The sequence below is a fragment of the Streptomyces mutabilis genome (assembly GCF_046628145.1).
GTDB classification, from domain to species: Bacteria; Actinomycetota; Actinomycetes; order Streptomycetales; family Streptomycetaceae; genus Streptomyces; species Streptomyces mutabilis.
On record NZ_CP176874.1, the window covers coordinates 4,960,938 to 4,985,994 of the forward strand.

24 protein-coding genes are annotated in these 25,057 nt (G+C 71.2%); 15 read left to right on the forward strand and 9 right to left on the reverse strand.

Translation table 11 applies throughout. The features are described from left to right. Nucleotides 1-58: 58 nt before the first annotated feature. The 4 genes from ACLIN4_RS22480 to ACLIN4_RS22495 all read right to left on the reverse strand — a co-directional run bounded on the left by ACLIN4_RS22480 (nt 59) and on the right by ACLIN4_RS22495 (nt 4,785). Nucleotides 59-481 (reverse strand): hypothetical protein, encoded by a 423-nt coding sequence (locus ACLIN4_RS22480; protein ID WP_107476160.1) that lies wholly within the window; start codon nt 479-481, stop codon nt 59-61. Between the two features lie 78 nt (nt 482-559). Further along, nucleotides 560-1,771 (reverse strand): pyridoxal phosphate-dependent aminotransferase, encoded by a 1,212-nt coding sequence (locus tag ACLIN4_RS22485; RefSeq protein WP_100047378.1) that lies wholly within the window; start codon nt 1,769-1,771, stop codon nt 560-562. Nucleotides 1,772-1,869: 98 nt separating this feature from the next. Continuing rightward, nucleotides 1,870-3,480 carry an N-acyl-D-amino-acid deacylase family protein gene (locus tag ACLIN4_RS22490; protein ID WP_289904351.1) on the reverse strand — a complete coding sequence of 537 codons (1,611 nt, stop codon included), beginning with the start codon at nt 3,478-3,480 and terminating at the stop codon, nt 1,870-1,872. Between the two features lie 21 nt (nt 3,481-3,501). Beyond that, a complete protein-coding gene (locus ACLIN4_RS22495) occupies nt 3,502-4,785 on the reverse strand; it encodes an amino acid deaminase (RefSeq protein WP_107476159.1) in 1,284 nt (427 codons plus the stop codon). A 136-nt stretch (nt 4,786-4,921) separates the two neighbouring features. On the opposite strand from ACLIN4_RS22495, the gene ACLIN4_RS22500 reads away from it, so the two are divergent. The 7 genes from ACLIN4_RS22500 (at nt 4,922) to ACLIN4_RS22530 (ending at nt 12,636) form a co-directional block, all read left to right on the forward strand. Continuing rightward, a complete protein-coding gene (locus ACLIN4_RS22500; protein WP_290013606.1) occupies nt 4,922-5,989 on the forward strand; it encodes a sugar kinase in 1,068 nt (355 codons plus the stop codon). Next, nucleotides 5,986-6,750, forward strand: a complete 765-nt coding sequence (locus tag ACLIN4_RS22505) for an IclR family transcriptional regulator (protein ID WP_107476157.1) — start codon at nt 5,986-5,988, stop codon at nt 6,748-6,750. The genes ACLIN4_RS22500 and ACLIN4_RS22505 overlap by 4 nt, the downstream gene beginning before the upstream one ends. Then, nucleotides 6,747-7,157 carry a RidA family protein gene (locus tag ACLIN4_RS22510; RefSeq protein ID WP_052839635.1) on the forward strand — a complete coding sequence of 137 codons (411 nt, stop codon included), beginning with the start codon at nt 6,747-6,749 and terminating at the stop codon, nt 7,155-7,157. Before ACLIN4_RS22505 ends, ACLIN4_RS22510 begins: the two co-directional genes overlap by 4 nt. 135 nt (nt 7,158-7,292) lie before the next feature. After that, entirely contained in the window at nt 7,293-8,780 is a 1,488-nt protein-coding gene (locus ACLIN4_RS22515; protein ID WP_107476156.1) for a GntP family permease, read from the forward strand. 87 nt (nt 8,781-8,867) lie between these two features. Then, a complete protein-coding gene (locus ACLIN4_RS22520; protein ID WP_289904344.1) occupies nt 8,868-9,446 on the forward strand; it encodes a hypothetical protein in 579 nt (192 codons plus the stop codon). 67 nt (nt 9,447-9,513) lie between these two features. Then, entirely contained in the window at nt 9,514-10,857 is a 1,344-nt protein-coding gene (locus ACLIN4_RS22525; protein ID WP_289904343.1) for an Nramp family divalent metal transporter, read from the forward strand. A 204-nt stretch (nt 10,858-11,061) separates the two neighbouring features. Continuing rightward, nucleotides 11,062-12,636, forward strand: coding sequence for a CBM35 domain-containing protein (locus ACLIN4_RS22530; protein ID WP_289904342.1), 1,575 nt, complete (start codon nt 11,062-11,064; stop codon nt 12,634-12,636). Nucleotides 12,637-12,749: 113 nt separating this feature from the next. Here ACLIN4_RS22530 and ACLIN4_RS22535 read toward each other — a convergent pair whose 3' ends face one another. From ACLIN4_RS22535 to ACLIN4_RS22550, 4 genes are all read right to left on the reverse strand, one after another. Next, the gene (locus tag ACLIN4_RS22535; RefSeq protein ID WP_107476152.1) at nt 12,750-14,021 is read right to left on the reverse strand and encodes a hypothetical protein; all 1,272 of its coding nucleotides are present in this window, start codon (nt 14,019-14,021) and stop codon (nt 12,750-12,752) included. Between the two features lie 85 nt (nt 14,022-14,106). Then, entirely contained in the window at nt 14,107-14,616 is a 510-nt protein-coding gene (locus ACLIN4_RS22540; protein ID WP_043380475.1) for a SigE family RNA polymerase sigma factor, read from the reverse strand. An 86-nt stretch (nt 14,617-14,702) separates the two neighbouring features. After that, the gene (locus ACLIN4_RS22545) at nt 14,703-14,894 is read right to left on the reverse strand and encodes a hypothetical protein (RefSeq protein WP_107476151.1); all 192 of its coding nucleotides are present in this window, start codon (nt 14,892-14,894) and stop codon (nt 14,703-14,705) included. An 11-nt stretch (nt 14,895-14,905) separates the two neighbouring features. After that, nucleotides 14,906-15,757: a helix-turn-helix domain-containing protein gene (locus ACLIN4_RS22550; RefSeq protein WP_107476150.1), complete on the reverse strand. Its 852-nt coding sequence runs from the start codon at nt 15,755-15,757 to the stop codon at nt 14,906-14,908. 211 nt (nt 15,758-15,968) lie between these two features. On the opposite strand from ACLIN4_RS22550, the gene ACLIN4_RS22555 reads away from it, so the two are divergent. Both ACLIN4_RS22555 and ACLIN4_RS22560 read left to right on the forward strand, forming a co-directional pair. After that, the gene (locus ACLIN4_RS22555) at nt 15,969-16,457 is read left to right on the forward strand and encodes a hypothetical protein (RefSeq protein ID WP_107476149.1); all 489 of its coding nucleotides are present in this window, start codon (nt 15,969-15,971) and stop codon (nt 16,455-16,457) included. Nucleotides 16,458-16,545: 88 nt separating this feature from the next. Continuing rightward, nucleotides 16,546-17,697, forward strand: a complete 1,152-nt coding sequence (locus ACLIN4_RS22560) for a pentapeptide repeat-containing protein (protein WP_381938973.1) — start codon at nt 16,546-16,548, stop codon at nt 17,695-17,697. 70 nt (nt 17,698-17,767) lie between these two features. Here the strand turns inward: ACLIN4_RS22560 and ACLIN4_RS22565 are convergent, their stop codons facing one another. Next, complete coding sequence (locus ACLIN4_RS22565; protein WP_381911678.1) at nt 17,768-19,507, reverse strand: chitinase; 1,740 nt, start codon at nt 19,505-19,507, stop codon at nt 17,768-17,770. A 385-nt stretch (nt 19,508-19,892) separates the two neighbouring features. Here ACLIN4_RS22565 and ACLIN4_RS22570 point away from each other — a divergent pair, with 385 nt between their 5' ends. The 6 genes from ACLIN4_RS22570 to ACLIN4_RS22595 all read left to right on the forward strand — a co-directional run bounded on the left by ACLIN4_RS22570 (nt 19,893) and on the right by ACLIN4_RS22595 (nt 25,048). Further along, the gene (locus tag ACLIN4_RS22570) at nt 19,893-20,795 is read left to right on the forward strand and encodes a hypothetical protein (protein ID WP_373429006.1); all 903 of its coding nucleotides are present in this window, start codon (nt 19,893-19,895) and stop codon (nt 20,793-20,795) included. 70 nt (nt 20,796-20,865) lie between these two features. Then, nucleotides 20,866-21,573, forward strand: a complete 708-nt coding sequence (cpaB, locus tag ACLIN4_RS22575; RefSeq protein WP_107476146.1) for a Flp pilus assembly protein CpaB — start codon at nt 20,866-20,868, stop codon at nt 21,571-21,573. Nucleotides 21,574-21,580: 7 nt separating this feature from the next. Then, on the forward strand, nt 21,581-22,843 hold the full coding sequence (locus ACLIN4_RS22580; protein WP_100047521.1) for an AAA family ATPase: 1,263 nt from the start codon (nt 21,581-21,583) through the stop codon (nt 22,841-22,843). Continuing rightward, nucleotides 22,840-23,253 carry a septum formation initiator gene (locus ACLIN4_RS22585; protein ID WP_107476145.1) on the forward strand — a complete coding sequence of 138 codons (414 nt, stop codon included), beginning with the start codon at nt 22,840-22,842 and terminating at the stop codon, nt 23,251-23,253. The genes ACLIN4_RS22580 and ACLIN4_RS22585 overlap by 4 nt, the downstream gene beginning before the upstream one ends. A gap of 1 nt (nt 23,254) precedes the next feature. After that, the gene (locus ACLIN4_RS22590) at nt 23,255-23,692 is read left to right on the forward strand and encodes a TadE/TadG family type IV pilus assembly protein (RefSeq protein ID WP_257101391.1); all 438 of its coding nucleotides are present in this window, start codon (nt 23,255-23,257) and stop codon (nt 23,690-23,692) included. 18 nt (nt 23,693-23,710) lie between these two features. Further along, on the forward strand, nt 23,711-25,048 hold the full coding sequence (locus ACLIN4_RS22595; protein ID WP_100047523.1) for a CpaF family protein: 1,338 nt from the start codon (nt 23,711-23,713) through the stop codon (nt 25,046-25,048). The last annotated feature ends 9 nt before the right edge of the window (nt 25,049-25,057 follow it).

Consider the following 25,057-nt stretch of genomic DNA (forward strand, 5'->3'; position numbering starts at 1 on the left):
GCCCGCGCGTCGCTGCGGGTGCGCGCGGGCCGGGGCCGTCAGGGGGGAGCCCGGAGGCTCAGCGGGACGCGAGTTCGCGCGGCTCGAGGGCGGCGGCGTGCGCGTCCATGCGCTCGGCGGTCAGGATCGCGACCGCCGTGTCGGCGCGGGAGGCCGCCACCACCAGGGCGCGGCCCGCCAGGGTGTGCGCCCGCCGGTGCAGGGCCGCCAGGTGCGGCGAGGGGCGGACCGCGGTCACCGGCACACGGACCGGCGCCTGTCCTCCCCGCAGCCGGGACACCTGCTCGGCGAGCCGGTCGGCGGCGGTGTCCAGGTCGGTGTCGGGTGCCTGCGCGCGCAGCTCGTCCGTGACGGCGAGCAGTGCGGCGAGGTGGCCCGCGAGCTGGATGTCCAGCTCTTCCTCCCGGGACCGGTGTGGGAAGTCCGAGGTGTTGCCGGCCATCGTGCTGTGGACCGACTTGGTGCGGATCGGTTCGTACATGGGATGGCCTCCTGAGTGCTTCAGGAAACCATCCTACATTAGATTCAATCTAAAGTTGATAGCGGTCGGGGGAGTGGATCACGGCTGGCCGTACCCGTCCAGGAAGTTGCCGATCCGCCCGATCGCCTCGCGCAGGTCCCCGGCCGTCGGCAGGGTCACCACCCGGAAGTGGTCGGGCTCCGGCCAGTTGAATCCGGTCCCCTGGACGACCATGATCTTCTCCTGGCGCAGCAGGTCCAGGACCATCCGCCGGTCGTCCTTGATCTTGAACACCTTGGGGTCGAGCCGGGGGAAGAGGTACAGCGCACCCTTCGGCTTGACGCAGGTCACGCCCGGGATGCTGGTCAGCGCCTCGTGCGCGGCGTCCCGCTGCTCCCGCAGCCGCCCGCCCGGCAGTACCAGCTCGTTGATGGTCTGCCGCCCGCTGAGCGCGGCGACCACACCGTGCTGGCCCGGCATGTTGGCGCACAGCCGCATGTTGGCCAGGATCGTCAGGCCCTCGATGTAGGACTCCGCGTGCGCGCGCGGCCCGGAGATCGACATCCAGCCGACGCGGTAGCCGGCCACCCGGTACGCCTTCGACATGCCGTTGAAGGTGAGGGTGAGCAGGTCGGGGGCGATCGCGGCGGTCGGGGTGTGCGTGGCCTCGTCGTACAGGATCTTGTCGTAGATCTCGTCGGAGCAGACCAGCAGGTTGTGGCGGCGGGCGATGTCGGTCAGGCCGCGCAGCACCGCCTCGTCGTAGACGGCGCCCGTCGGGTTGTTCGGGTTGATGATCACGAGCGCCTTGGTGCGGTCGGTGATCTTCCGCTCGACGTCGGCGAGGTCGGGCATCCAGTCGGACTGCTCGTCGCAGCGGTAGTGCACCGCCGTGCCGCCGGACAGCGAGACGGCGGCCGTCCACAGGGGGTAGTCGGGCGCCGGCACCAAGACCTCGTCGCCGTCGTCCAGCAGGCCCTGCATCGCCATCACGATCAGCTCGGAGACGCCGTTGCCGATGTAGACGTGCTCGACGTCGGTCTCGATGCCGAGGGTCTGGTTGTGCATGACCACGGCCCGGCGCGCGGCCAGCAGGCCCTTCGCGTCGCCGTAGCCGTGGGCCGACGAGACGTTGCGGAGGATGTCCTCCAGGATCTCCGGCGGGCACTCGAAGCCGAAGGCGGCCGGGTTGCCGGTGTTCAGCTTCAGGATGCGGTGCCCGGCCGCTTCCAGCCGCATCGCCTCCTCGAGCACCGGGCCCCGGATCTCGTAACAGACGTTGGCGAGCTTGGTCGACTGGATCACCTGCATGTCCGTGAGCTTACGACCCGGTTACGTTCCCCGGGTCGTGTTATCCGCCACTTGAGACGTGTGGTTTGGGTGGGTTTCGTCACTCGCCCCCGGGCGGGTCACCGCGGAGCGCGCCGCACCGACCGCCCCGCCAGTACGTCCGTGCGCCGTCCGTCCTCCATCACGAACCGCCCGTCGACCAGCACGTACGGGATGCCCGTCGGCAGCACGCGCGGGCTCTCGTACGTGCTGCCCGCCGCGACCGTCGCCGGGTCGAAGAGCACCAGGTCGGCCCGGTACCCCTCGCGCACCAGCCCCCGGTCCGGCAGCCGCAGCCGGGCCGCCGGGCGCGAGGTGAGGTGGGCGACGCACTCCTCCAGCGAGAGCACGCCCAGCTCGCGCACGTAGTGCCCCAGGTAGTGCGGGAAGGTGCCGTAGGCGCGCGGGTGCGGCTTGGCGCCCTGGAGGATGCCGTCCGAGCCGCCGGTGTGCACGCGGTGCCGCATGATCGCGCGGACGTTCTCCTCGTGGCCGACGTGCTGGAGGATGGTCGGCGCCAGCCGGTCGGCCAGCAGCAGGTGCCGGGCGACCGTCCACGGACTCTCGCCGCGCAGCCGCGCCGACTCCAGGACCGTACGGCCGACGTACTCCGCGAGGGCCGGGTCGCCCGTGCCGGAGATCTCGATCGTCTCCCACTCCATGGGCACGCCGTGGGAGCCGTCGGAGCCGATCTCCTCCATGTGGTGCCGGATGCGCTCGGCGGTGTCGTCGTCCGCCAGCCGCTCCATGATCCGGTCCGGGCCGCCCTCGCTCGCCCAGCTCGGCAGCAGTGCCACGAGGGTGGTGCAGCCGGGGGTGTACGGGTAGGTGTCGAGCGTGATGTCGGCGCCGGCGGCGAGCGCGTCGTCGAGCAGGGTCAGCAGCTCGGGCGCCCGGCCCTTGTTGACGCCGAAGTTCATGGTGGCGTGGGCGAGGTGGAGCGGGCAGTCCGCCTCGCGGGTCAGCTCCACCATCTCCTCGTACGCCTGAAGCGCCCCGGCCCCGTACGAGCGGTGGTGCGGGCAGTAGTAGCCGCCGTACGACGCCACCACCCGGCACAGCTCGGTCAGCTCCGCGTCCTTCGCATACATGCCCGGCGTGTACGTCAGCCCGGACGACATGCCGACCGCGCCCTGCTCCATGCCCTCGGCGACCAGCCGCCGCATGTGCTCCAGCTCGGCGTCGGTCGCCTCCCGGTCGTCCCAGCCGACGGCGAGGGCGCGCACCGTGCCCTGCGGGATCAGGTAGGCGGCGTTGACGGCGATGCCCGCGTCGAGCCGGTCCAGGTACTCGCCGACCGACCGCCAGTCGAAGTCGACGTCGTCGCCGGGGCCGTTCCACCCGGCGATGGCGCGGCGCACCTCGGCCAGGGTGCGGTCGTCGACCGGCGCGTACGACAGCCCGTCCTGACCGATGACCTCCAGGGTGACGCCCTGCGCGGCCTTGGCGCTGTGGTCGGGGTCCCGCAGCAGCGCCAGGTCGCTGTGGGCGTGCATGTCGATGAAGCCGGGGGCCAGGACCAGGCCCTCGGCGTCCAGCTCGCGGCGTGCCTCGGGGCGCTGGCAGCCGGCGGCCGCCGCCTCCTTGACGATCGAGACGATCCGGCCGCCGTCGACCACGACGTCCGCGCGGTACGCGTCGGCGCCAGAGCCGTCGACGACGTCCGCGTCCCTGATGACCAGCTCTTCCATGTCCAGCTTCTCCCGGCTCCTCTAGAAGAACGTGCGGATGTAGTCGACGACTGTCCCGTCCGCCTCGGCGACCGGGATGAGCTGCCACTTGTCGAAGGACGTGCAGGGGTGGGACAGGCCCGTGCCGAGCCAGTCGCCCACCTCCAGGTCCGCCTCTGCGGTCGTGCGCAGCCAGGCGTGCTGGTCGGACAGGCCGGTCACCTCGATGCCGGTGGCGGGGCGCTCGGCGCCGTCGCGGCGGACGACCTGGGCGAAGGGCAGGTGGAGGTCGTAGGCCGCGTCCCGCTTGCCCGCGTTGGTGAACGCCTGCTCGGGGGAGGGGCGGGAGACGACCTGGCTCCACAGGCGGAAGGCGGGCTCCAGGGCGCCCTCCTCGGGGACCCGGTTGAAGGGGGTCAGCTCGCGGTAGTGGCCGTCGTCGTGGGAGACGTAGGCGCCCGAGCGCAGCAGCTTCAGCACCGGCAGGGACAGGGCGGGGACCTCGGCGAACACGTCGGCCACCGCGTCGAACCAGGCGCTGCCGCCCGCGCTCACCACGATCTCCTCCAGCCCGTCGAACCGCCCGGCCTTGTCGAAGTCGACGGCGAGCGCCACCAGCCGCCGCAGCCAGGCGTGCACCTTCTCCGGGTCGGCGTCCGGCACCTCGCCCTCGTACCCGGCGACCCCGGCCAGCCGCAGCGTCCGCGTGCCGGCCACCGCGTCCGCGACCGCGGCGCACTCCGCCTCGGTGCGCACGCCGGTCCGGGCGCCCTCACCGGCGGCCAGCTCGACCACGACGTCCACCGGGCGGCCGGCGCCCGCCTCGGTCAGCGCCGCGTCCATCAGCCCGACGCCGCGCACGGAGTCGACGTAGCAGACGAAGCGGAAGTCCGGGTCGGCGTCCAGCTCGGCGGAGATCCAGCGCAGAGCGGCGGCGTCGACCAGCTCGTTGGCCAGGAAGACCCGCTGGACGCCGAAGGCCCGCGCCACCCGCACCTGGTGCGGCACCGCGAGGGTGATGCCCCAGGCGCCGTGCTCGATCTGTCGGTGGAAGAGCTGCGGGGCCATGGAGGTCTTGCCGTGCGGCGCGAAGGCGAGGCCGTGCCGGGCGGAGTACGTCTCCATGAGCTTCAGGTTGTGCTCCAGGCGCTCGGCGGACAGGGCCAGCACGGGGGTGGTGAAACCGCCGGTGAAGAGGTTGCGGCGCTGTCCGGCCAGCTCGGCGACGGTGAGGCCGTACGCGTTGGGCGGGAGGCCCTTGAAGCGGTGGTCGACGTGCTCCTCGGCCAGCTTGGCGAGGGCATCGGTGCCGGAGTCGAGGGCCATGGAGCCTCCCTGATCTGATGCGTTGCAACACCTGCAACGATCGTTGCGTATATCGCTTACTGCTGTCTAACATCTCGGCGAACGCGGGGTCAACGGAGCCCCCGCCCGCGAGACACGACCAGGAGCCGAGACCATCGTGACCGTCGAAGGACCCCGCAGCACCACCCCCGACGTCGTGGACGTCGTCGCGCTCGGCGAGTCCATGGTCACCTTCCTGCCCTCCGGACCCGGCCGCCTCGCCGACGTCCCCTCCTTCGACCGCGCCATCGGCGGCGCCGAGTCCAACGTCGCCTGCGTCCTCGCCGCCGCCGGGCACACCGCCCGCTGGATCAGCCGGGTCGGCGCGGACGGCTTCGGCGACCACCTCGTCGAGGCGATCGGCGCCTACGGAGTCGACGTCTGCGCCGTGCGCCGCGACCCCGACCGCCCCACCGGCGTCTACTTCCGCACCGCCGGGGACCGCGCCACCGACGCCCACGAGGTCGCGTACTACCGCGCGGGCTCCGCCGCCTCCGCGATGTCCGTCCGGAACATGGACCTCGACGCCGTCCGCTCCGGGCGCGTGCTCCACCTGTCCGGCATCACGCCCGCGCTCTCCGCTGACTGCCTGGAGCTGATGCGCGAGCTGACCGCCCGCCGCCCCGGACGCCCCCTCGTCTCCTTCGACGTCAACCACCGCCCCGGCCTGTGGCGCGGGGAGGCCGACGGCGCGCGGGTGCTGCTCGACCTGGCCCGGGGCGCCGACATCGTCTTCGTCGGCGAGGACGAGGCCTGGGGGCTCGGCGGCCCCGAAGCCGTGCGCGCCGCGCTGCCCGAGCCGGAACTGCTCGTCGTCAAGCAGGGCGCGGCCGGCGCCACCGCCTTCCAGCGGACCGTCGGCGCGGACGGTGCCGAGGCCACCGAGGTCACCTCCGTCCCCGCCCTCGCCGTCGACGTCGTCGCAGCAGTCGGCGCGGGCGACGCCTTCGCCGCCGGGTTCCTCTCCGCCACCCTGCGCGGACTGCCCGTGCGCGAGCGCCTGCGCCACGGCCACCTGACGGCCGCGGCCGCCCTCACCGTCCCCGGCGACCTCGCCGCGCCCCCGGCCCGCGACCACGCCGACCGCCTGGCCGCCCTCGACGACGACGCGTGGGGGACACTTCGACTCGGCCCCGGCTGGACACAGGCCGAGGAACGGGCCGAGGAGGAGGTACGCACCCCATGAGCCAGACCGTCGACCGCGCGCTGAGCATCCTGCCGCTGCTCGCCGAGGGCCCCGCCGACCTGGGCCGGGTCGCCGACCGCCTCGGCGTGCACAAGTCCACGGCCCTGCGCCTGCTGCGCACCCTCCACGAACACGGCTTCGTCTACCGCCAGGAGGACCAGCGCTACCGCCTCGGCGCCCGCCTCATCGCCCTCGCCCAGGAGGCGATGGAGAACCTGGACGTCCGCGAGATCGCCCACCCCCACCTCGTACGCCTCAACGAGCACTGCGGACACACCGTCCACCTCGCCGTCTACGAGGAGAACGAGGTCCTCTACATCGACAAGGTGGAGAGCCGCTACCCGGTCCGCATGTACTCGCGGATCGGCAAGCCCGTCGCCATCACGGTGGCGGCCGTGGCGAAACTCCTGCTCGCCGACCTCCCCGAGAACGAGCGCCGAGCAGTCGTCGAGAAGCTCGACTACCCCATGTACACGCCCCGTTCGACACCGAACGCCGACGGTTTCCTCAAGGAGCTGGCCAAGGTGCGCGAACAGGGCTGGGCCACCGACCTCGGTGGCCACGAGGAGTCCATCAACTGCGTCGCCGCGCCCATCCGGGGCGCCGACGGCAGGGTGGTCGCCGCGATGTCGGTCTCCGCGCCGAACGTCGTCGTCACCGCCGACGAACTCCTCACCCTGCTCCCGCTGGTGCGCCGTACGGCGGACGCGATCAGCGGCGAGTACTCCGGCAGGACCCCAGTCAAGGAAGTCACCGCATGACCGACAAGATCGCCCTCACCCCCGCGACCCACACCGTCCCCCCGGCGAAGTTCTCCCACGGCGTCAAGAAGGGCAACATCCTCCAGGTCGCCGGCCAGGTCGGCTTCCTCCCCCACGAGGAGGGCAAGGCCCCCACCCCGGCCGGACCGACCCTGCGCGAGCAGACCCTCCAGACCCTCGCCAACGTCAAGGCGATCCTGGAGGAGGGCGGCGCCTCCTGGGACGACGTGATGATGATCCGCGTCTACCTCACGGACGTGGACCACTTCGCCGAGATGAACGAGATCTACAACGCCTACTTCGAGGAGCAGGGCCTCACCCAGCCGCCCGCCGCGCGCACGACCGTCTACGTCGGTCTGCCCGCCGGACTCCTCATCGAGATCGACGCGCTGGCCGTCCTCGGCTGACCCCTTCCCCGGTCCCCGGTCTCTTTTCCGTTCCGCCTGTCTGTCGCACGGCACGGCGCCCCTCACCCCCCGGGGGCGCCGTGCCGCGCCCCGCCGTGCCCGAAAGCTGTATGTGTTTACGCAGAGGACCCCCGAATGTCCCCTATGCCCCTCCAGCTCGCCGCCTCCTCCGCCCCGGAGACACCGCCGCACACCGGCGGCCTGCTCACCCTGATCGACGGCACGGCGGGCCTGCTGACCGTCGCCGCGATCGGCATCGCGCTCCTGCTCTACCTGATCATCAAGGTGCGGCTGCAGCCCTTCGTCGCCCTGCTCGCCGTATCCATAGCCGTCGGCCTGCTCGCCGGCCTCTCGGTCACCGAACTCTTCGGCACCGTCCAGAAGTCCGACGCCGTCTCCACCATCGAGTCCGGCATGGGCGGCATCCTCGGCCACGTCGCCATCATCATCGGCCTGGGCACCATGCTCGGCGCGATCCTCGAAGTCAGCGGCGGCGCCCAGGTACTGGCCTCCCGCCTGCTGGGCCTCTTCGGCGAGAAGCGCGCCCCCCTCGCCATGGGCCTCACCGGCCTCATCTTCGGCATCCCCGTCTTCTTCGACGTCGGCATCTTCGTCCTGGCGCCCATCGTCTACGCCGCCGCCAAGCGCTCCGGCAAGTCGGTCCTGCTCTACTGCCTGCCGCTGCTGGCCGGTCTGTCGATGACCCACGCCTTCCTGCCGCCGCACCCCGGTCCCGTGGCCGCTGCCGGACTGCTGAAGGTGGACCTCGGCTGGGTGATCCTCATGGGCATCGTCTGCGGCGTCCCCGCCGTGCTCGCCGCCTGGGCGTTCTCCGCCTGGATCGGCCGCCGCATCTTCGTGCCCGTGCCGCAGGACATGGTCGAGGCCGCCGAGGAGGCCAAGCAGGCCGTCATCGAGGAGCAGCGGGCGTCCGGCGTCGAGCCGCGCGAGACCCCGGTCGCGCTCGGCACCGTCCTCGGCATCATCGGCACCCCGCTGGTCCTGATCCTCGCCGCGACCTTCTCCTCCATCGCCCTGGACGAGTCCACGCTGCGCTCGGTGATCGAGTTCTTCGGCAACCCGTTCGTCGCCCTGACGATCGCCCTGTTCCTCGCCTACTACCTGCTCGGCATCCGGCGCGGCTGGTCCCGCAAGTCCCTGGAGACCGTCTCGACGGCCTCGCTGAAGCCGGTCGGCAACATCCTGCTGGTGGTCGGCGCGGGCGGTGTCTTCGGCGCCGTCCTCAAGGCCAGCGGTGTCGCCCAGGCCCTGTCCGACACCTTCAACGACGTCGGCCTGCCGGTGATCGTCCTCTCCTACCTGATCTCCCTGGTGCTGCGGGTCGCGCAGGGCTCGGCGACGGTGGCCATCGTGACGACGGCGGGCATCGTGGCGCCGCTGCTCGCCGAGGGGGACCACTCGCAGGCGTTCGTCGCCCTGGTCATCATGGCCATCTCAGCGGGCTCCATCTTCGCCTCGCACGTCAACGACGGCGGCTTCTGGATGGTCGCCAAGTACTTCGGCATCAGCGAACGGGACACGCTCAAGACGTGGACCGTGCTGGAGAGCGTCCTGTCGGCCGCCGGGTTCGTGGTCGCGGCGGTACTGAGCCTGTTCGTGTAGATACGCGAGCGGTCGCCTGATAGTCGTCTGATAACGATGACGGGGCTGGCTGTGTCCGGCACAGGTTCGTCGACCATACTGCCCGCTGTGGAGCAGCGCAGAGGATCGACCAGCCAGCCCCTGGAAGGCGCCGGATTCGACCCGGCCTTCATCCCCGGGCTCACCGCGCCCGTGACCGGTGAGCCCGAGGGCGCGAGACCGGCGGAGGACGAGACGGAGGAGGAGACCGAGGCCGTCCGTGACGCGGACGAGGCCACGGCCGCGGACTCCGCCGACCAGCAGGCCGGGGAACCGGAGGAGGAAGAGGACGAGGCCCCCGACGGCCCCGTCTTCGAGGCCGCCGACCGCCGTGCCCGGATCGTGGCCGACCACAAGGGCGTACGACTCTCCCTCGACGACCAGAGCTGCGAGTTCCGCTGGGACGAGGTGGGCGCCGTCGAGACGGAGACGGGCCGCTTCGGCAAGCGGTTCACCGTCACGGTGCACACCCCGGACCGCCGCTGGTACCCGATCGAGATCGAGGCGACCTCCAGGAGCCGCTTCAAGGAGTGGGAAGCCGCCCTGGACGAGGTCCTCGACGCGTACTTCGAGGACGACGAGGAGAAGCCCGAGCCGTCCGAGGAGAAGACGCCGGCCGAGGACAAGGAGCCGGCCGACGCCGAGTAGGTACCTCGCGTGAAGATCCCGGCACGCCCTCTTGTCGCACCGGCGGCTTTGGGCTTGGTTGATCCGCATGGCGGACACCACGGGAAACACCAGTGACACCGGTGCACTACGCGACACCGACTCGGCACCCCGCAAATCCAGTTGGCGCTACATCGGCCCCGGCATCGTCGTCGCCGCGACCGGGGTCGGCGCCGGCGACCTCGTGGCCACGCTGATCGCGGGCAGCAACTTCGGCTACACCCTGCTGTGGGCGGCGGTCCTCGGCTGCCTGGTCAAGATCTCCCTGGCCGAGGCGGCGGGCCGCTGGCACCTCTCCACCGGCCGCACCCTCTTCGACGGCTGGGCGAGCCTCGGCCGCTGGACGACCTGGTTCTTCGCGGTCTACGTCGTTGTCTGGGGCTTCTCCTACGGGGCGGCGGCGATGTCGTCCAGCGCCCTGCCGCTGCAGGCCCTGTTCCCCGGCGTGATGGACCTCGAATGGTGGGGCGTGGCCTGCGGTGTGGTCGGCCTGGTCTTCGTCTGGTTCAACAAGTACGCCGTCTTCGAGAAGGTCATGACGGTCCTGGTGGGCGTCATGTTCGTGGTGACGGTCTACCTGGCGATCCGGGTCGCCCCCAACCTGGGCGACGCCTTCGCCGGTCTCCTCCCCGTCATCCCCGACGGCGAGGACTCCGTCCTCAACACCCTCGGTCTGATCGGCGGCGTCGGCGGCACGATCACGCTGGCCGCCTACGGCTACTGGGTCAACGCCAAGGGCTGGGCCGACACCGGCTGGATGAAGGTGATGCGGCTCGACAACCGGGTCGCCTACATCACGACCGGCGTCTTCGTCGTCGCGATGCTCTTCGTCGGCGCCGAGCTGCTGCACGCCGCGAACATCGCGCTCTCCGGCGGCGGCAAGGGGCTGGTGCAGCTCGGCGACATCCTGGAGGACGAGTACGGCACGGCGACGGCGAAGTTCTTCCTGATCGGCTTCTTCGCCACGTCCTTCACCTCCCTCATCGGCGTGTGGCACGGCGTGAGCCTGATGTTCGCGGACTTCGTGGCCCGGCTGCGGGAGAGGAGGGCGGGCGCGGCCGTCGGGACGGCCGACAAGGCCAGGGAGATCGTCTCCGGCGAGCACGAACGCTCATGGCCCTTCCGCGTGTACCTCCTCTGGCTGACCTTCCCGCCCGTCATCCTGCTCTTCCAGGGCGAGCCCTTCCGTCTCGTGATCATCTACGGCGTCCTGGGCGCGGCCTTCATGCCCTTCCTCGCCCTGACCCTGATCTGGCTCCTCAACTCCTCCCGCACGCCCGCCGAGTGGCGCAACGGCTGGCTCAGCAACAGCGTGCTCGCGGTCGCCGGCCTGCTGTTCCTGGTGCTGTGCGTGAAGGAGATCTGGGACCAGCCGTGGGCGGACTTCTTCTGAGGTCGACGGGCCGTGGGACCGGGGGAGACCCGGTCCCACGCAGTTCAAGATTCTGAACACCAATCACGTACACAGTCATTGACGTGTCCGCAACACGGCCTTAGCTTGCGGGAAAGCGCTTTCTCCGTCCCGTGGGCCGAACGCTTCCCTCCGTCCTTCGGCGCGGCCCACCCGTGGCTCCACCGACGAATTGGAGACCGACCGATGCAACGCAGACCCCTCATCGCCTGCGTCGGCCTGCTGGCCGGCACGCTCGTCACCCTGTCCGGCAACCCCGCACAGGCCGCCACCGAACGGTACGAAGCCGAATCCTCCCCCGCGAGCTGCACGGGCACGATCGACTCCGACTGGTCCGGGTACTCGGGCACCGGCTTCTGCAACGGCACCAACGCCACCGGGGCACACGCCCAGTTCACCGTGAACGCCCCGGCGGCGGGCACGGCCACCCTGCGGATCCGCTATGCCAACGGAACCGGCACGGCACGTCCCGCGAACATCCTCGTGAACGGCTCCACCGCGGCATCGGCCCCCTTCGACGGCACCGGTGCCTGGAGCACCTGGGCGACCCGAACGCTGACGGTGACGCTGAGGGCGGGCGCCAACACGGTCCGGCTCACCCCGACCACGTCGGCCGGTCTGCCGAACGTCGACTACGTGGAAGTGGAGACGGACGGCGGCACCACCACCCCGCCACCCGTCACCGGCACGCTCTACGTGTCCCCGAACGGCACCGACGGTGCCACCGGCACGGAGTCCGACCCCACCACACTCACGTCGGCGATCACCCGAGTCGCCCCCGGCGGCACGATCTACCTGCGTGGCGGCACCTACCGCCACGCCCAGACGGTCACCATCCCCCAGGGCAACGACGGCAGCTCGTCCGCCCGCAAGACACTGGCCGCCTACCCGGGTGAGACGCCGGTGCTGAACTTCTCGGCACAGAGCGAGAACTCGGCCAACCGCGGGCTCGCGGTGAACGGCTCGTACTGGCACATCAAGGGCGTCGTCGTCGAGCGCGCGGGCGACAACGGGATCTTCGTCGGCGGCAGCAACAACATCTTCGAACGCACGGTGACCCGCTACAACCGCGACACCGGCCTGCAGCTCTCACGGATGCTCTCCAGCACGCCCAAGGCCGATTGGCCCTCGAACAACCTCATCCTGAGCGCCGTCTCGCACGACAACGCCGACTCCGACGGCGAGGACGCCGACGGGTTCGCCGCGAAGCTCACCTCCGGCCCCGGGAACGTCTTCCGCCACACCGTGGCCCACAACAACATCGACGACGGCTGGGACCTCTACACCAAGTCCGACACCGGCGCGATCGGCGCGGTGACCATCGAGGACTCCCTCGCACTCGACAACGGCACACTCAGCGACGGCTCCCAGGCCGGCAACGGCGACCGCAACGGCTACAAACTCGGCGGCGAGGACATCGCGGTCGACCACGTCGTCCGACGCAGCATCGCCTACCAGAACGGCAAGCACGGTTTCACCTACAACAGCAACCCCGGCACGATGCGGGTGTCGGACAACATCAGCATCGGGAACGAGCAGCGGAACTTCAACTTCGACGACGGTGACTCGGTGTTCCGGAACAACACCTCCTGCGACAGCGGTTCGAACGACCGGATCATCGGCGACGCCGACGGCTCGAACCAGTTCTGGTCGGGCTCGAACGGTTCCCGCTGCTCCTCCTACGCCGGGGCCCTGCGCTGGTCCTTCGCCGCGGACGGACGTCTGGTGGTGGCCTTCGGCGGGGTGACCGTGACCCGCTAGGCCCCGTCCGCCGGGCAGGAGGCCCGTCGGCCTAGGTGCCGCCGTCCGCCCCGCGCCCTGGCCCGGTCCGCCGCGCCACAGCGGGCGGCGGACCGGGCCGGGGGGCCGGCCCTCTACCGGAGCTCGTCCCACTCCGGGCTGAGTGCCATCTCCCGCAGCTGATCCGTGGTCAGCGCGGGAGTGCCGCGGGACGGCTCGGCATGCGGGGCACCGTTGTTGAAGGCGCTGATCACCACACGGAAGCCGGCCTCGCCGGGCCGCAGCGTGTCGGCGGTCCACATCAGGACCCCGGCGACACGGTCGTCCCCGTTCCCCTCCTGCATGGCGACGCGGGTGCCGTCGGGAAGCGTCTCGCCGTCGGCGTAGAGCTGGTGGGCGACATCGGCCATGCCGTACTGGACGTTGACCTGGACCATGCTCTCGCCCCGCCCGTCGTCGACCACGACGTACGTGTACTCGGTCTCCTGGCCGCCCTTGCGCACCACGTCCAGCCCCTCGGGCAGCAGCCCTGTCAGCGTCTCGGTGATGTCCTTGCCGGAGACGGCCGGCGGCACGGTGTCGGACGGGGCGGCGGCCGGGGGCGTCGGCGACGCGGGCATCGCGTCCACCACCTTGCGCCACACCTCGGCCGTGACGACCTCCTTCAGCTCCTCGGCAGACAGCGGGGGCTCGGCACGGGAGACCGGTGCGCCCTTCTGCGCCGGGGCGTTCCACTCGCCGACGCTGACGTGCTGCCCCTCGGTCGTGACCAGGTCGGCCGACCAGTACTTCGTGTCGACGCGCTTGTCGGGATACTCGTAGCCCTTGAGCAGCCGCAGCAGCGAGCCGTCGGGCAGCCGGGTGGAGGAGCAGTCGTCGTACGGGGTGAACGTCCTGTCGGGGCACCGCGTCAGCTCCCGGACGTGCGGGCTGCCCGGCTCGACCCGCTGGAAGCTCACGTTCATCGCGGCGGCGCCCTCGCCGTCGTCGTACACGAGGTACGCGTACGGCGCGTCAGCCGATCCGCGGGCGTCCTCCTCGCTGAACTTCCCCTCCGGAAGCAGCTTCTTGAACTCACCGAGGATGGTGTCGCCGGAGACGGGCTCCGGAGGGGGCGTCGAGGCGGGGGCGGACGGCCGGGAGGAAGTGCTGGACGACGCGGCGGAGACGTCGGGGCCGTCGGACTTCCCCTGCGGCAGGAGCATCGCCCCGCCCACCCCGACCAGCGCGACACCGGCCACCGCCCCGCCGACCACCCCGGCCCGGCGCCGGGTCAGCGCCCGCCGTCCACGGGTGCGCCCACCGGTGACGAGAGCCGTACGGTCGGCGTCGAAGCCGCCGCCGGTGTCGTGAAGGAGGGCGGAGAGCCGCTCCTCGAAGGGAGTCTGGTGCTGTTCTCCGGGCATGGCGAACCACCCTTTCCGCAAGGTGAGAAAAGTGAGAGCCGAAGTGAATGGGGGAGTGGACGTGTGAACGGGGGTGGGGCGACCGTCAGGGTCTGGCGTACTCCGCGAGATCCTCGCCGAGCAGCTCACGCAGCCGCCCCAGGGCACGGGAACACCGCGTCCGCACGGCCGCCGAGCTGACGTTCATGACGTCGGCGGTCTCCTCGACGGACCGGTCCTCCCAGTACCGCAGGACGACGACGGCCCGGTCCTTGGCGGGCAGCCGCGCGAGCGCGTCCAACAGCGTCAGCCGCAGCGAGGCGTCCCCGTCCCCGGAGCCGGGCAGGTCGGGAAACACGTCCGTCGCCCGCTCCCGGCTGCTGCGCCGCCGCTGGTGGGCGAGGAAGGTCCGGGTGAGCACGGTCTGCGCGTACCCGGCGGGATTCCCCACCCGGGAGACGCGTCCCCACCGCACGTACAGCCGTCCGAAGGTCTCCTGCACGAGATCCTCGGCCAGATGCGTGTCCCCGGCGGTGAGCAGACACGCGGACCGGTACAGATGCCCGGCCCGGGCCACCGCGAACTCGGCGTATTCGTCCGCCCGCGCTTGCCTCATGTCCCCGCTCCCCCGTGCCCACCACTGCCGCGTACTGCCTTCACCTCATTGATGCGGTGGGGCCCGGGAAATGTTTCACACGAGTCTCACAGCAGGTGGTCGGCCTTCCCCGCCTTGATGTCGAGGATCATGCGCCGCAGCGCGTCCCGGCTGTCGGTGAGGGGGGCGTCCTCCTCACCGGCTATCGCGATGTAGGCGTTGCCGGTGGTGTCGGTGCCGAGGCGGAAGCAGCTCGCTCCCTCCCCGCAGAAGGGCTCTTCCCACGTGATGTCGTTCATCGTGCGTCTCCTCACAAGCCGTTGGCGACGTCCCGGATGAAGTCGCGGGAAGCCTGTGGCGACAGGGCGATGCGCTCCATCCAGTCCAGGTGCGTACGGTACTTCGCGAGTTGTGACCCGCCGCTGAGGAATTCCGGCCCGTGGGTGCTGTCGATCTGTACGGTGTCCAGCTGCTGCACGGCGCCCTCCAGGTAGTTGAACGTCTGCCCGGAGCCGGGAAACGCCCCGGCGGCGAAGGGGACCACCAGCAGGCGGACGCCGGGCCGTTCGGACACGGTGAGGAGATGTTCGAGCTGGGCGCGGGCGATCTTAGGCCCACCGAACTGCATGCGCACGGCGGCCTCGTGCACCACTGCGACGTACTCGGGCGCATCATCGCCCTCCAGGACCCGCTGCCGTTCGATGCGATACGCCAGCCGCAGGGCGATCTCGTGCTCCGGCAGCGGTGGCAGGACGGCTCTGAAGAGTTCGAGGGCGTGATCGCTGGTCTGCAGCAGCCCCGGGATGTGCGCGATGTGCACCGTCCGCATCCGGGTCGCCAGCGCTTCGAACTCGGCGATGTCCAACAGCCCTGCGAACAGCGAACCCCGGTACCGCTCCCACCAGCCGCGCCCGTCGGGTCTGGCCAGGCTGACCAACGCCTCGACGTAGGCCTCGTCCGAGCAGTCGCAGTTGCAGGCGAGGGTGCGCAGCCGCTCAGGGCTGATAGTGCGGATGCCCGTCTCGATGTTCGAGATCTTCGCCCGGTCGAGACCGAGCAGTCCGGCGGCCTGGTCGGCCGTTATACCCGCCGCGGTCCGCATCTTTCGCAGCTCGCCGCCCAGACGCTTCTGGCGCTCGGTGGGTGTCGTCCTCGGAGGCATGCCCTTCCTTCCCCTGCGGTCCTGGAGCAGTCTGCCGTCCTCTGAGGCCTTCGCACCACGAAGGGGTTGTTTTCCTCAATGAGGTGGCAATTGAACCACGACCGTCTCTACATTCAGTGACGCACCGAACACGTACCGAGGTCGGAAGTGCATCGCGCGAGCCTGCCCGCGCGACGGAGCCACCGACCGCACCCCTCACGAAGGAGTCACCGTGCCGCCGTCCCGCTGCCCCCTCGCCCCTGCCTACCCGGCAGACCCCACACCCCCCATCCCCGAAACCCTGGCCTACAGCTTCACGCTCCCCGCCGCCCTGTCCAGCCCCTCCCTCGCGCGGGCGGCGGCGCGACAGGTGCTCAGGGCGCACGGCCTGACGGACATGCTGGACCCGGCACTGCAAGCGGTCAGCGAACTGACAGCGGTCGCCTGCCAGTTCACGGAGTCTGCGGACTACTACCTCACCCTCCGTTACCGCTTCTCCACCCTCCGGATCATCGCCTACGACAGCCACCCCCGCCACACCAGCCCCCACCTCGCCACCGCCTGCGACTCCCGCCGCCGCGCGGCCCTCCGCGTTCTGGCCTGCGTCTGCCGTGCTTGCGACGGCAGTTGGGGATTCGGAGAGGCGAGGGAGCCGGGCGGGGGCACGCGCGTGTGGGCGACGCTGCCGAGGGCGAGCGCGGTGGCGTACGGGGCGCCTTGACCGGGGGCGTGCCGACCGCGCGCCTGTCCGCCCGGGGCCGGCCCTCTCTTCTTGATCGCCTCCGAGGTGCCGCCTACGCTCCAGGGCCATGGATACGGGGGGACCGGAGCGTGGTCGGTCGGCCGCGTGGCGTCGGACGGTCGCGGTCCTGCTGGCGGGGACGGCGGCGGTGGCCGCGCTGGGTGCGCTGCTGGTCGTCGTGCCCGGCGTGGTGGTCGACCACGATCTCGCCGGAGCGAGCATCGCCGCGAAGGACCGGCTGAGCGCGGTGAACAACGTCCGGACGACGCTCCTCCAGGCCGTGGGCGGCATGGTGCTGCTGTTCGGGGCGTACGCCACCTGGCGGCAACTGCGCGTCAGCCAGGACGGCCTGCGGGCGACCCAGGAGGGCTATGTCACGGACCGTTTCAGCACGGCCGTGGACCAGCTCGGCAGCGACAAGCTGGAGACCCGGATCGGCGGGCTGCACGCGCTGTGGCGGATCGCGGAGCACTCCGCCCGCGACCGCGAGGCGGTCCTCTCCATCAAGGCGGCCTACCTGCGCACGCACCTGCCCTGGCCGCCCACCGAAGGGCGGGCCCCGGCGGCGGACACGCACATCAACGACATCGTGCCGCTGGAGGTCCGGTCCGCCGACACCCAGGTCGCACTGACCGGCCTCGGTGTGCTGCTCCTGCACCCCCGGGAACAGACCTGGCTCAACCTCAGCGTCACCGACCTGCGCCGCGCCGACTGCGACGGACTGTGGCTGACCGCGGTCAACCTCGACCGGTCGTGCATGGAGGCCGCGGGCCTCTACCACGCCAACCTGACCCAGGCGTCCGTCGTCTCCGTCAACCTGCGCCACGCCGACCTCACCACCGCGATCCTGCGCCGGGCCCGCTGCGTGCGGACCGACCTGCGGGGCGCCCGGATGGTCGCGACGGACCTGCGCGACGCCGATTTCACCGAGGCCGACCTGCGCGAGGCGAACCTGCGCAAGGCGGACGCGGGCGGCGCCGTGTTCCACGACGCCGATCTGCGCCTGGCCGACCTGCGCGGCACCGACCTGAGCGCCGCCGACCTCCTCCGGGCCCGCCTGACCGGCGCACTGGCCAGCGAGCGCACGCGCTGGCCCGCCGGATTCGACCCCGTGGCCGCCGGGGTGGTCCTCACCGACGACCCCGGACCCGAGCCCCCGCCCCTGCTCCAGCCCCCGGGCATCACGACACAGCACCCGCCCTTGCGGTCCCTGCCGTGACCGGACGCCTGCGGCGTCGTGCCGACACCCCGCCCACGTCTCCGCGGGCGGGGTGGCCGATCGACCGTGGCTACGGCAGCGCGTCCACGTGCGGACCCACCGCGTTCGACCACGCGTTGCCCGCCGTCGCGTCCCAGTTCGTGGACCAGGTCATCGCGCCCCGCAGGTCGGGGTACGTCCTCGACGGCTTGAAGGAGCCGCAGTTCGTGCCCTTGGTGAGGCAGTCCAGGGCGGCGTTGACCACCGACGGGGCGACGTAGCCGCCGCCCGCCGCACGGGTCGAGGCCGGGAGGCCGAGGCCCACCTGGGACGGGTCGAGGCCGTTCTCCAGCTGGATGCAGGCCAGGGCGGTGAGGAAGTCGACCGTGCCCTGCGCGTACACCTTGCCGTCGCAGCCCAGCATCGTGCCGCTGTTGTAGTACTGCATGTTGACGACCGTGAGGATGTCCTTCACGTTCAGGGCGGTCCGGAAGTAGGAGCCCGACGTCGACTGCATGTCGATGGTCTGCGGCGCCATCGTCAGGATCATGTCCGGGCCCGCCTTCGCCGACAGGGCGCGCAGGGCCTGCGTCATGTAGGTCGCGTTGAGACCGTTCTCCAGGTCGATGTCGACGCCGTCGAAGCCGTACTCCTGCATCACGGAGTAGACGGAGTTCGCGAAGTTGGTCGCGGAGGCCGCGTCGTTCACCGAGACGGTGCCCTTCTCACCGCCGACCGAGATGATGACCTTCTTCCCGGCCGCCTGCTTGGCCCGGACGTCCGCCTTGAACTGGTCGACCGTGTAGCCGTCGAGGCCGGCCGTGTCGAGGTTGAAGTCCACCGCGCCCGGCGTGCCGGTCGCGTCGGCGAAGGCCACCGCGATGATGTCGTACTGGGACGAGACGTCGGAGATCTTCTGGACGGTCGCGCCGTTGTCGAAGTTCTGCCAGTAGCCGGTCACCGCGTGCTTGGGCAGGTCGCCGCCGTTGCCGCCGCCGTCGTCCGGTGCCGTCGTGCGGGCCGTGACCGCCGCCGACTTGGCCGACTCGCCGGCCGCGTTGACCGCCGTGACCTGGAAGGAGTACGACGTCGAGGCCGCGAGGCCGGTCACGGTCGCCGAGGTTCCGGTCACCGCCGTCACCTTCGTGCCGTCGCGGTAGACGTTGTAGCCGGTGGCGCCGGAGACCGCGCTCCAGGCCAGGGACGCGGACGAGGCCGTCGTACCGGAGACGCTCAGGCCCGCCGGGGCGGCCGGCACGGTGGGCTCGGGGCCGCCGTCGTCACCGCCGCCACCGTCCGGGCCGAACACGGACAGGTCGTCGGCGTAGTAGGCCGACTGCCCGTACCAGCCGTGCGTGTAGACGGTGACCGAGGTGGTGGACGAGCCCGTGGTGAAGCTCGTCGTCAGCTGCTTCCAGGAGGCCGAGTCCGGGGTCCAGGTCGACACGTCCGTGGTGCCCGTGCCCGTCACGCCCAGGTAGGCGTACCCGCCCTGCACCCAGGCGCTCAGGGAGTACTTCGAGCCGGGCTTCACCTTGACGGTCTGGGCGCACCGGGCGTTGTCCTGCCCGCTCGGCGTCGCCTTCAGCGCGGCGGAGCCGCCGTGCGCGGGGGAGGAGACGGTCGTGCCGCTGTTCGCCGAGCAGGTCCAGCCGGTCAGCCCGGCCTCGAAGCCGGCGTTCTTCGCGTTGTTGACGTCCGCTGCGGACGCCTGGCCGACGGTGGTGACGGAGAGGGCGAGCGCGGCGGTGACGGCACCCGCCCAGAACCGCGTCCGTCTGCCGAGCCGTCTGGCGGTCCGACTGCCGAGCCGTCTGTGTACGGGCTCCATGGGGGCCTCCGGTGGGGGAGTGGGCCAGTGGGGAGTGGAGCGGTGGAGCAGTGGAGTACAAGGTGGTCCAGACCAATTGAGGGTGTCAAGAGGTAGGTACGGACCAAGTTCGGCGCCGAGGAGCGGACTTGGGGTCACGCGGGGTGCCGGGCTCGGCGCTTTCCGGAATGAGGTCCGCCGTCGCCCGATCGGTGACCGGGAAATGCTCAACCTGTCCTGATTTGCCGCAACTTGTGCGACACAAGTTGTTCCACAGCTACAGAAACGCTGTTCTCCGGTCACAGACGCGTGGATACAGTGCTCACGTAGTCACGCAGTGAAGTCATCCGGGTGTGCCGGAGTAACGCCGGCAGACCGACGGGCATGGGGAGACGGGGAGCCGCGCGTGCCAACTGCCATTGCCGTGACCAGTGCCGACATGGCACTGCCGCCGCAGGACGAACGGACGCTGCCCGCGGCCGTGCTCCAGGACGTCGACCAACGTCCGCTGGAGCAGGCGCTGGCCGAGTTGCAGGGGCTGGTGGACCACCACGGGCACGTGATCGTGGTGTGCTCGCAGGCTCTCCCGGCGAGCGTGGAACGCCGGCTGCACACCGTCCGCGCCCTGCTGGAGACCGACCGGATCGCCCTGTTCCGGCCGCCGCTGCCTCCGCTCGGACTCGCGGTGCTGGCCCGCCAGTTGCGTCAGCTCGCCTCCTGCGACATCGGCCCCGGCGTCCTCGCCTCCGCCGGCCGCCTCCTCACCCACTACATCCACGCCGGCGCGCTCCTCGGCTCCGTCGCCCGGCTCGACCACGTCCCCGTGGGCCTGAAGTCGCACGCCAGGTCCTGGATGCCGGGCAGCCAGTTCGGGGTCGTCGCCCATCCCGTGCCGCAACTGGTGCGGATCGGCCCCGAAGCCACCCTCGAAGGACCGGAGTTCGGCACCCGGCTGCTGGTCGCCAAGGGCCAGCTCCCGTCCGACTGGGTCACCGACACCCTCGCCCCGTCCTGGCGGGTGCAGGGCCTGCGCGAGATGCCGCTGCCCGCCGACTCGCCGGGCTGGTGGGGGACCGGCAAGCTGACCGAGTTCTGCGCCTACCTGCCCGACCTGTCCGTCCTCTACCAACTGGTCACGTCGGTGCGGCAGAGCCGGTGCCACTGGTGCGGCATCGACGTCATCGGCGACCGCTGCGTGTTCTGCTCCGCGACGCCGCCGGAGTACGACGACGGCCGGGACCGCGCCCTGGGCCACCACCGCGGCCCCGCGATCGGCCACCGCCGTGAGAGACGCGCCCTCACGGGGTAGGTCCGTACCGCTCCGCCGCCCCGCCATCCGATCCGGCTCGACCGATTCCCCCAATGAGGTTGCACGGCACATGAACTCCCGTCAGCGCCGCGGCATCATCCTGCTGATCCTGTCGGTCCTGTGCGCCCTCGGCGCCTTCGCCGGCGTGCTGTCCGTCGTCAACGACGTGAAGTCGAAGGTCGGACCCGAGGTCACCGCGTACCGGCTCAAGACCGACGTGGAGCCCTACACGCCCCTCGGCGCGGGGCAGTTCGAGAAGATAGAGATGCCCGAGCGCTGGCTGTCGAAGAACGCCGTCACGGATCTCGACCAGGTCCGCGGCAAGATCGCCGTGACGACGCTGAAGGCGGGCTCCCTGCTGCAGAGCGACATGATCGTCGACCAGCCCGCCCTGCAACCGGGGCAGCAGGAGGTCGCCATCATGATCGATGCGGCGACCGGTGTCGCCGGCAAGATCACACCGGGCTCCACCGTCAACGTGTACGCCACCTTCGAGGGAGAGCGGGAGGGTGATCCCGCTCAATCCAAGATCATCGTAACGAACGCCGAAGTCATCGACGTGGGCGACCTCACCTCGCTGCAGCCCGACGAGAACAGCCGCGACCGCGAACCCACCGACGCCGTCCCCATCACCTTCGCCCTGTCCACCATCGACGCCCAGCGCATCACCTACGCCGAGTCGTTCGCCCAGCGGGTCCGGCTCGCGCTGGTGGCGCCGGGCAGCGACACCACGGTCCCGGACAAGGACCGGACGTACGAACTCGCGAAGGACAAGTGAGGCCCGGATGCCCACGAGGATTCTCCCGGCGGTCGGCGACGCGGACGCCGTACGGTCCATCACGACCCTGCTCAGCCAGCTCCCGGACGCCGAACCGGTCGCCCCCGTCGTCGACTCCACCCAGCTCGTCGACACCCTGGCCCGCCTCGCCGCCGAGTCGGTCGACGAACTGCCCGAGGTCGTCGTCGTCCACGAGCGCATCGGCCCGGTCCCGGCCCTGGAACTGATCCGCGAGGTCGCCCTCCGCTTCCCCGCCGTCGGCGTCATCCTCGTCACCTCCGACCCCGGCCCCGGCCTCTTCCAGGCCGCCATGGACTACGGCGCCCGCGGCCTGGTCGCCCTGCCGCTCAGCTACGAGGAACTCGCCAGCCGCGTCCAGGCCGTCGCCCAGTGGTCCGTGGGCGTACGCCGGCACCTGGGCAGCGGAGAGGACGTGTTCACCGGCGTCGGCGGCACCGTCGTCACGGTCGGCGGGGCGAAGGGCGGTGTCGGCGCGACCCTGACCGCCGTCCAACTGGCGCTCGCCGCGCAGGCGTCGGGCCGGCCCACGGCGCTGGTCGACATGGACCTCCAGGCCGGCGACATCGCCTCCTACCTGGACGTCCAGTTCCGCCGCTCGGTGGTCGACCTGGCGGCGATCAACGACATCTCCCCGCGTGTCCTGGCCGACGCCGTCTTCCGCCACGACACCGGCCTCGCCCTGCTGCTCGCCCCCGGCGAGGGGGAACGCGGCGAGGAGGTCACCGACCGCGCCGCCCGGCAGATCGTCAGCGCCCTGCGCTCACGCTACGAGGTCGTCGTCATCGACTGCGGCGCCCAGCTCGGCGGGGCCGGTGCCGCGGCCGTGGAGATGGCCGACGCGGCGCTGCTGGTCACCACGCCCGACGTGGTCTCCGTCCGGGGCGCCAAGCGGGCGGTGCGGATGTGGGACCGGCTGCAGATCCGCAAGGCCGAGGAGACGACCGTGGTCGTCAACCGGCACACGCGCGGCACGGAGATCCAGCCCGCCCTGATCCAGAAGATCACCGGCACACCGGTCGCCGCCACCACCGTCCCCGCCAACTTCAAGGAACTCCAGGGGGCCGTGGACGCCGGGCGCGTCCACGAACTCGACAGCAAGAGCACGGTGAAGCAGGCCCTGTGGGCCCTCGCGGGCGAACTGCGGCTGGTCAAGGCGCCGGAGGGGGAGGGCCACCGCAAGGGCGGCGGCCGGTTCCGCGGCGACCGGGGTTCGGTGAGCTTCCGGCGGCGGAGGGACGGTGGGGGATGAGAGGCGTCGGGGGAGAGCGCGGGCCCGCGTTACGCGGCAGGCTCCGCGACTCCGGTCAGGTCACCGTCGAGTTCCTCGGCATGCTGCCGACGATCATCGTGACGCTGGTGGTGCTGTGGCAGCTCGTACTCGTGGGATACACCTTCACGCTCGCGGGTAATGCTGCGGACGAGGCGGTACGGGCGGCGACCGCGGCCGAGCGGGGGGCGCGGCAGGGAGCCTGCGAGGAAGCGGGCCGGGACAAGCTGCCGGGCGCGTGGGAGGGGGGCGCCGGTGTGGACTGCGGCACGGCGGGCGGCTTCGTCACGGCCGACGTGGAGATCAGGGTCCCGATCCTCTTCCCGGGCACGGTCAGCTTCCCCTTCGACGTGCGGGGGCACGCGGGCGCCGTCGAGGAGGAGACCGACTGAGATGCCGTACTCCTCAGGGACGTACCGCGCGAGGGACCGGGGCCGGCATTGGGACCGACACCGGCACCGGGATCGCGTGGCCGGGGACCGTGGTCGGGGCGCCCGGGACCGGGGCCAGGTCGCCATCGAGTACCTCGGCTTCCTCCCGATCCTGATCATCGTCGCCATGGCCGCCGTACAGCTCGGCCTGATCGCCTACACCGCCCAGCAGGCCGGCACCGCGGCCCGCGCCGGGGCCCGCAGCGCCTCCCTCGACGAGGGCGCCGGGCAGGCGTGCGCCGCGGCGGTCAGCGACTGGCTGGCCGACGGTACGGACTGCGGGACGGCGGCGGGCGGCGACGAGGTCACCGTCACGGCCACCGTCGACATCCCCTCGATCGTCCCCGGCTGGGACTTCGGGAACGCCACCAAGACGGCCACCATGCCGATCGACCACTGACCGAGGAGCCGAGGACGCATGAGCCTGCGCGCACGCATCCACTCCCCCGAGGAGCACGGCAGCCGGGGCGAGGACGGACACCTCGTCGCCTCCTACCGGGCCAAGCTCCTGGAGGAGATCGACCTCGCCGAGATGAGCTCGCTGGCGACGGCCGAGCGCAGGGCACGCCTGGAACGCGTCCTCGGCCACATCATCAGCCGCGAGGGCCCGGTCCTGTCGACGGTCGAACGCTCCCAGCTGATCCGCCGGGTCGTGGACGAGGCCCTCGGCCTCGGCATCCTGGAGCCCCTGCTCGAAGACGCGTCCATCACCGAGATCATGGTCAACGGCCCCGACGCGATCTTCGTCGAGCGCGGCGGCCGGGTGGAGCAACTGCCCCTCCGCTTCGCCTCCAACGACCAGCTGATGCAGACCATCGAGCGCATCGTGTCGACCGTCAACCGCCGCGTGGACGAGTCGAACCCCATGGTCGACGCCCGCCTCCCCTCCGGCGAGCGCGTCAACGTCATCATCCCGCCGCTCTCCCTGACCGGCCCGGCGCTCACCATCCGCCGCTTCCCGCGCTCCTTCACCCTCCACGAACTGATCGGCCTCGGCTCGCTCGACGACCACATGCTCTACCTGCTGGCCGGCCTCGTGCAGGCCCGCTTCAACATCATCGTCTCGGGCGCGACCGGCACCGGGAAGACCACCCTCCTCAACGCCCTCTCCGGTCTGATCCCGGAGACCGAACGCATCATCACCATCGAGGACTCGGCGGAACTCCAGCTCCAGCAGGCCCACGTGATCCGCCTGGAGTCCCGCCCGCCCAACGTCGAGGGCCAGGGCCGCGTCACCATCCGCGACCTCGTCCGCAACTCCCTGCGCATGCGCCCCGACCGCATCGTCGTCGGCGAGGTCCGCGGCGGCGAGTCCCTGGACATGCTCCAGGCCATGTCGACCGGCCACGACGGCTCCCTCGCCACCGTCCACGCCAACAGCGCCGAGGACGCCCTGATGCGGCTCCAGACCCTGGCCTCCATGTCGGACGTCGAGGTCCCCTTCGTCGCCCTGCACGACCAGATCAACAGCGCGGTCGACGTCATCGTCCAGCTCACCCGCTTCGCCGACGGCGTCCGCCGCATCACGGAGATCGCCCTCCTCGCCAGCCACGGCGGCGAACCGTACCGCCTGGCCACGGTCGCCCGCTTCAACGCCCGCCCGATGACCGCCGACGGCCGCGTCCACGGCGCCTTCGAGTACCACCCCCTGCCGCGCCGCACCGCCGAGCGCCTCTACATGGCGAACCAACCCGTCCCGCAAGCATTCGGCGTCGCCCACACCGCCGACCAGCTCGCCACCCGAGAAGCCAGGTAGGAACGCCGA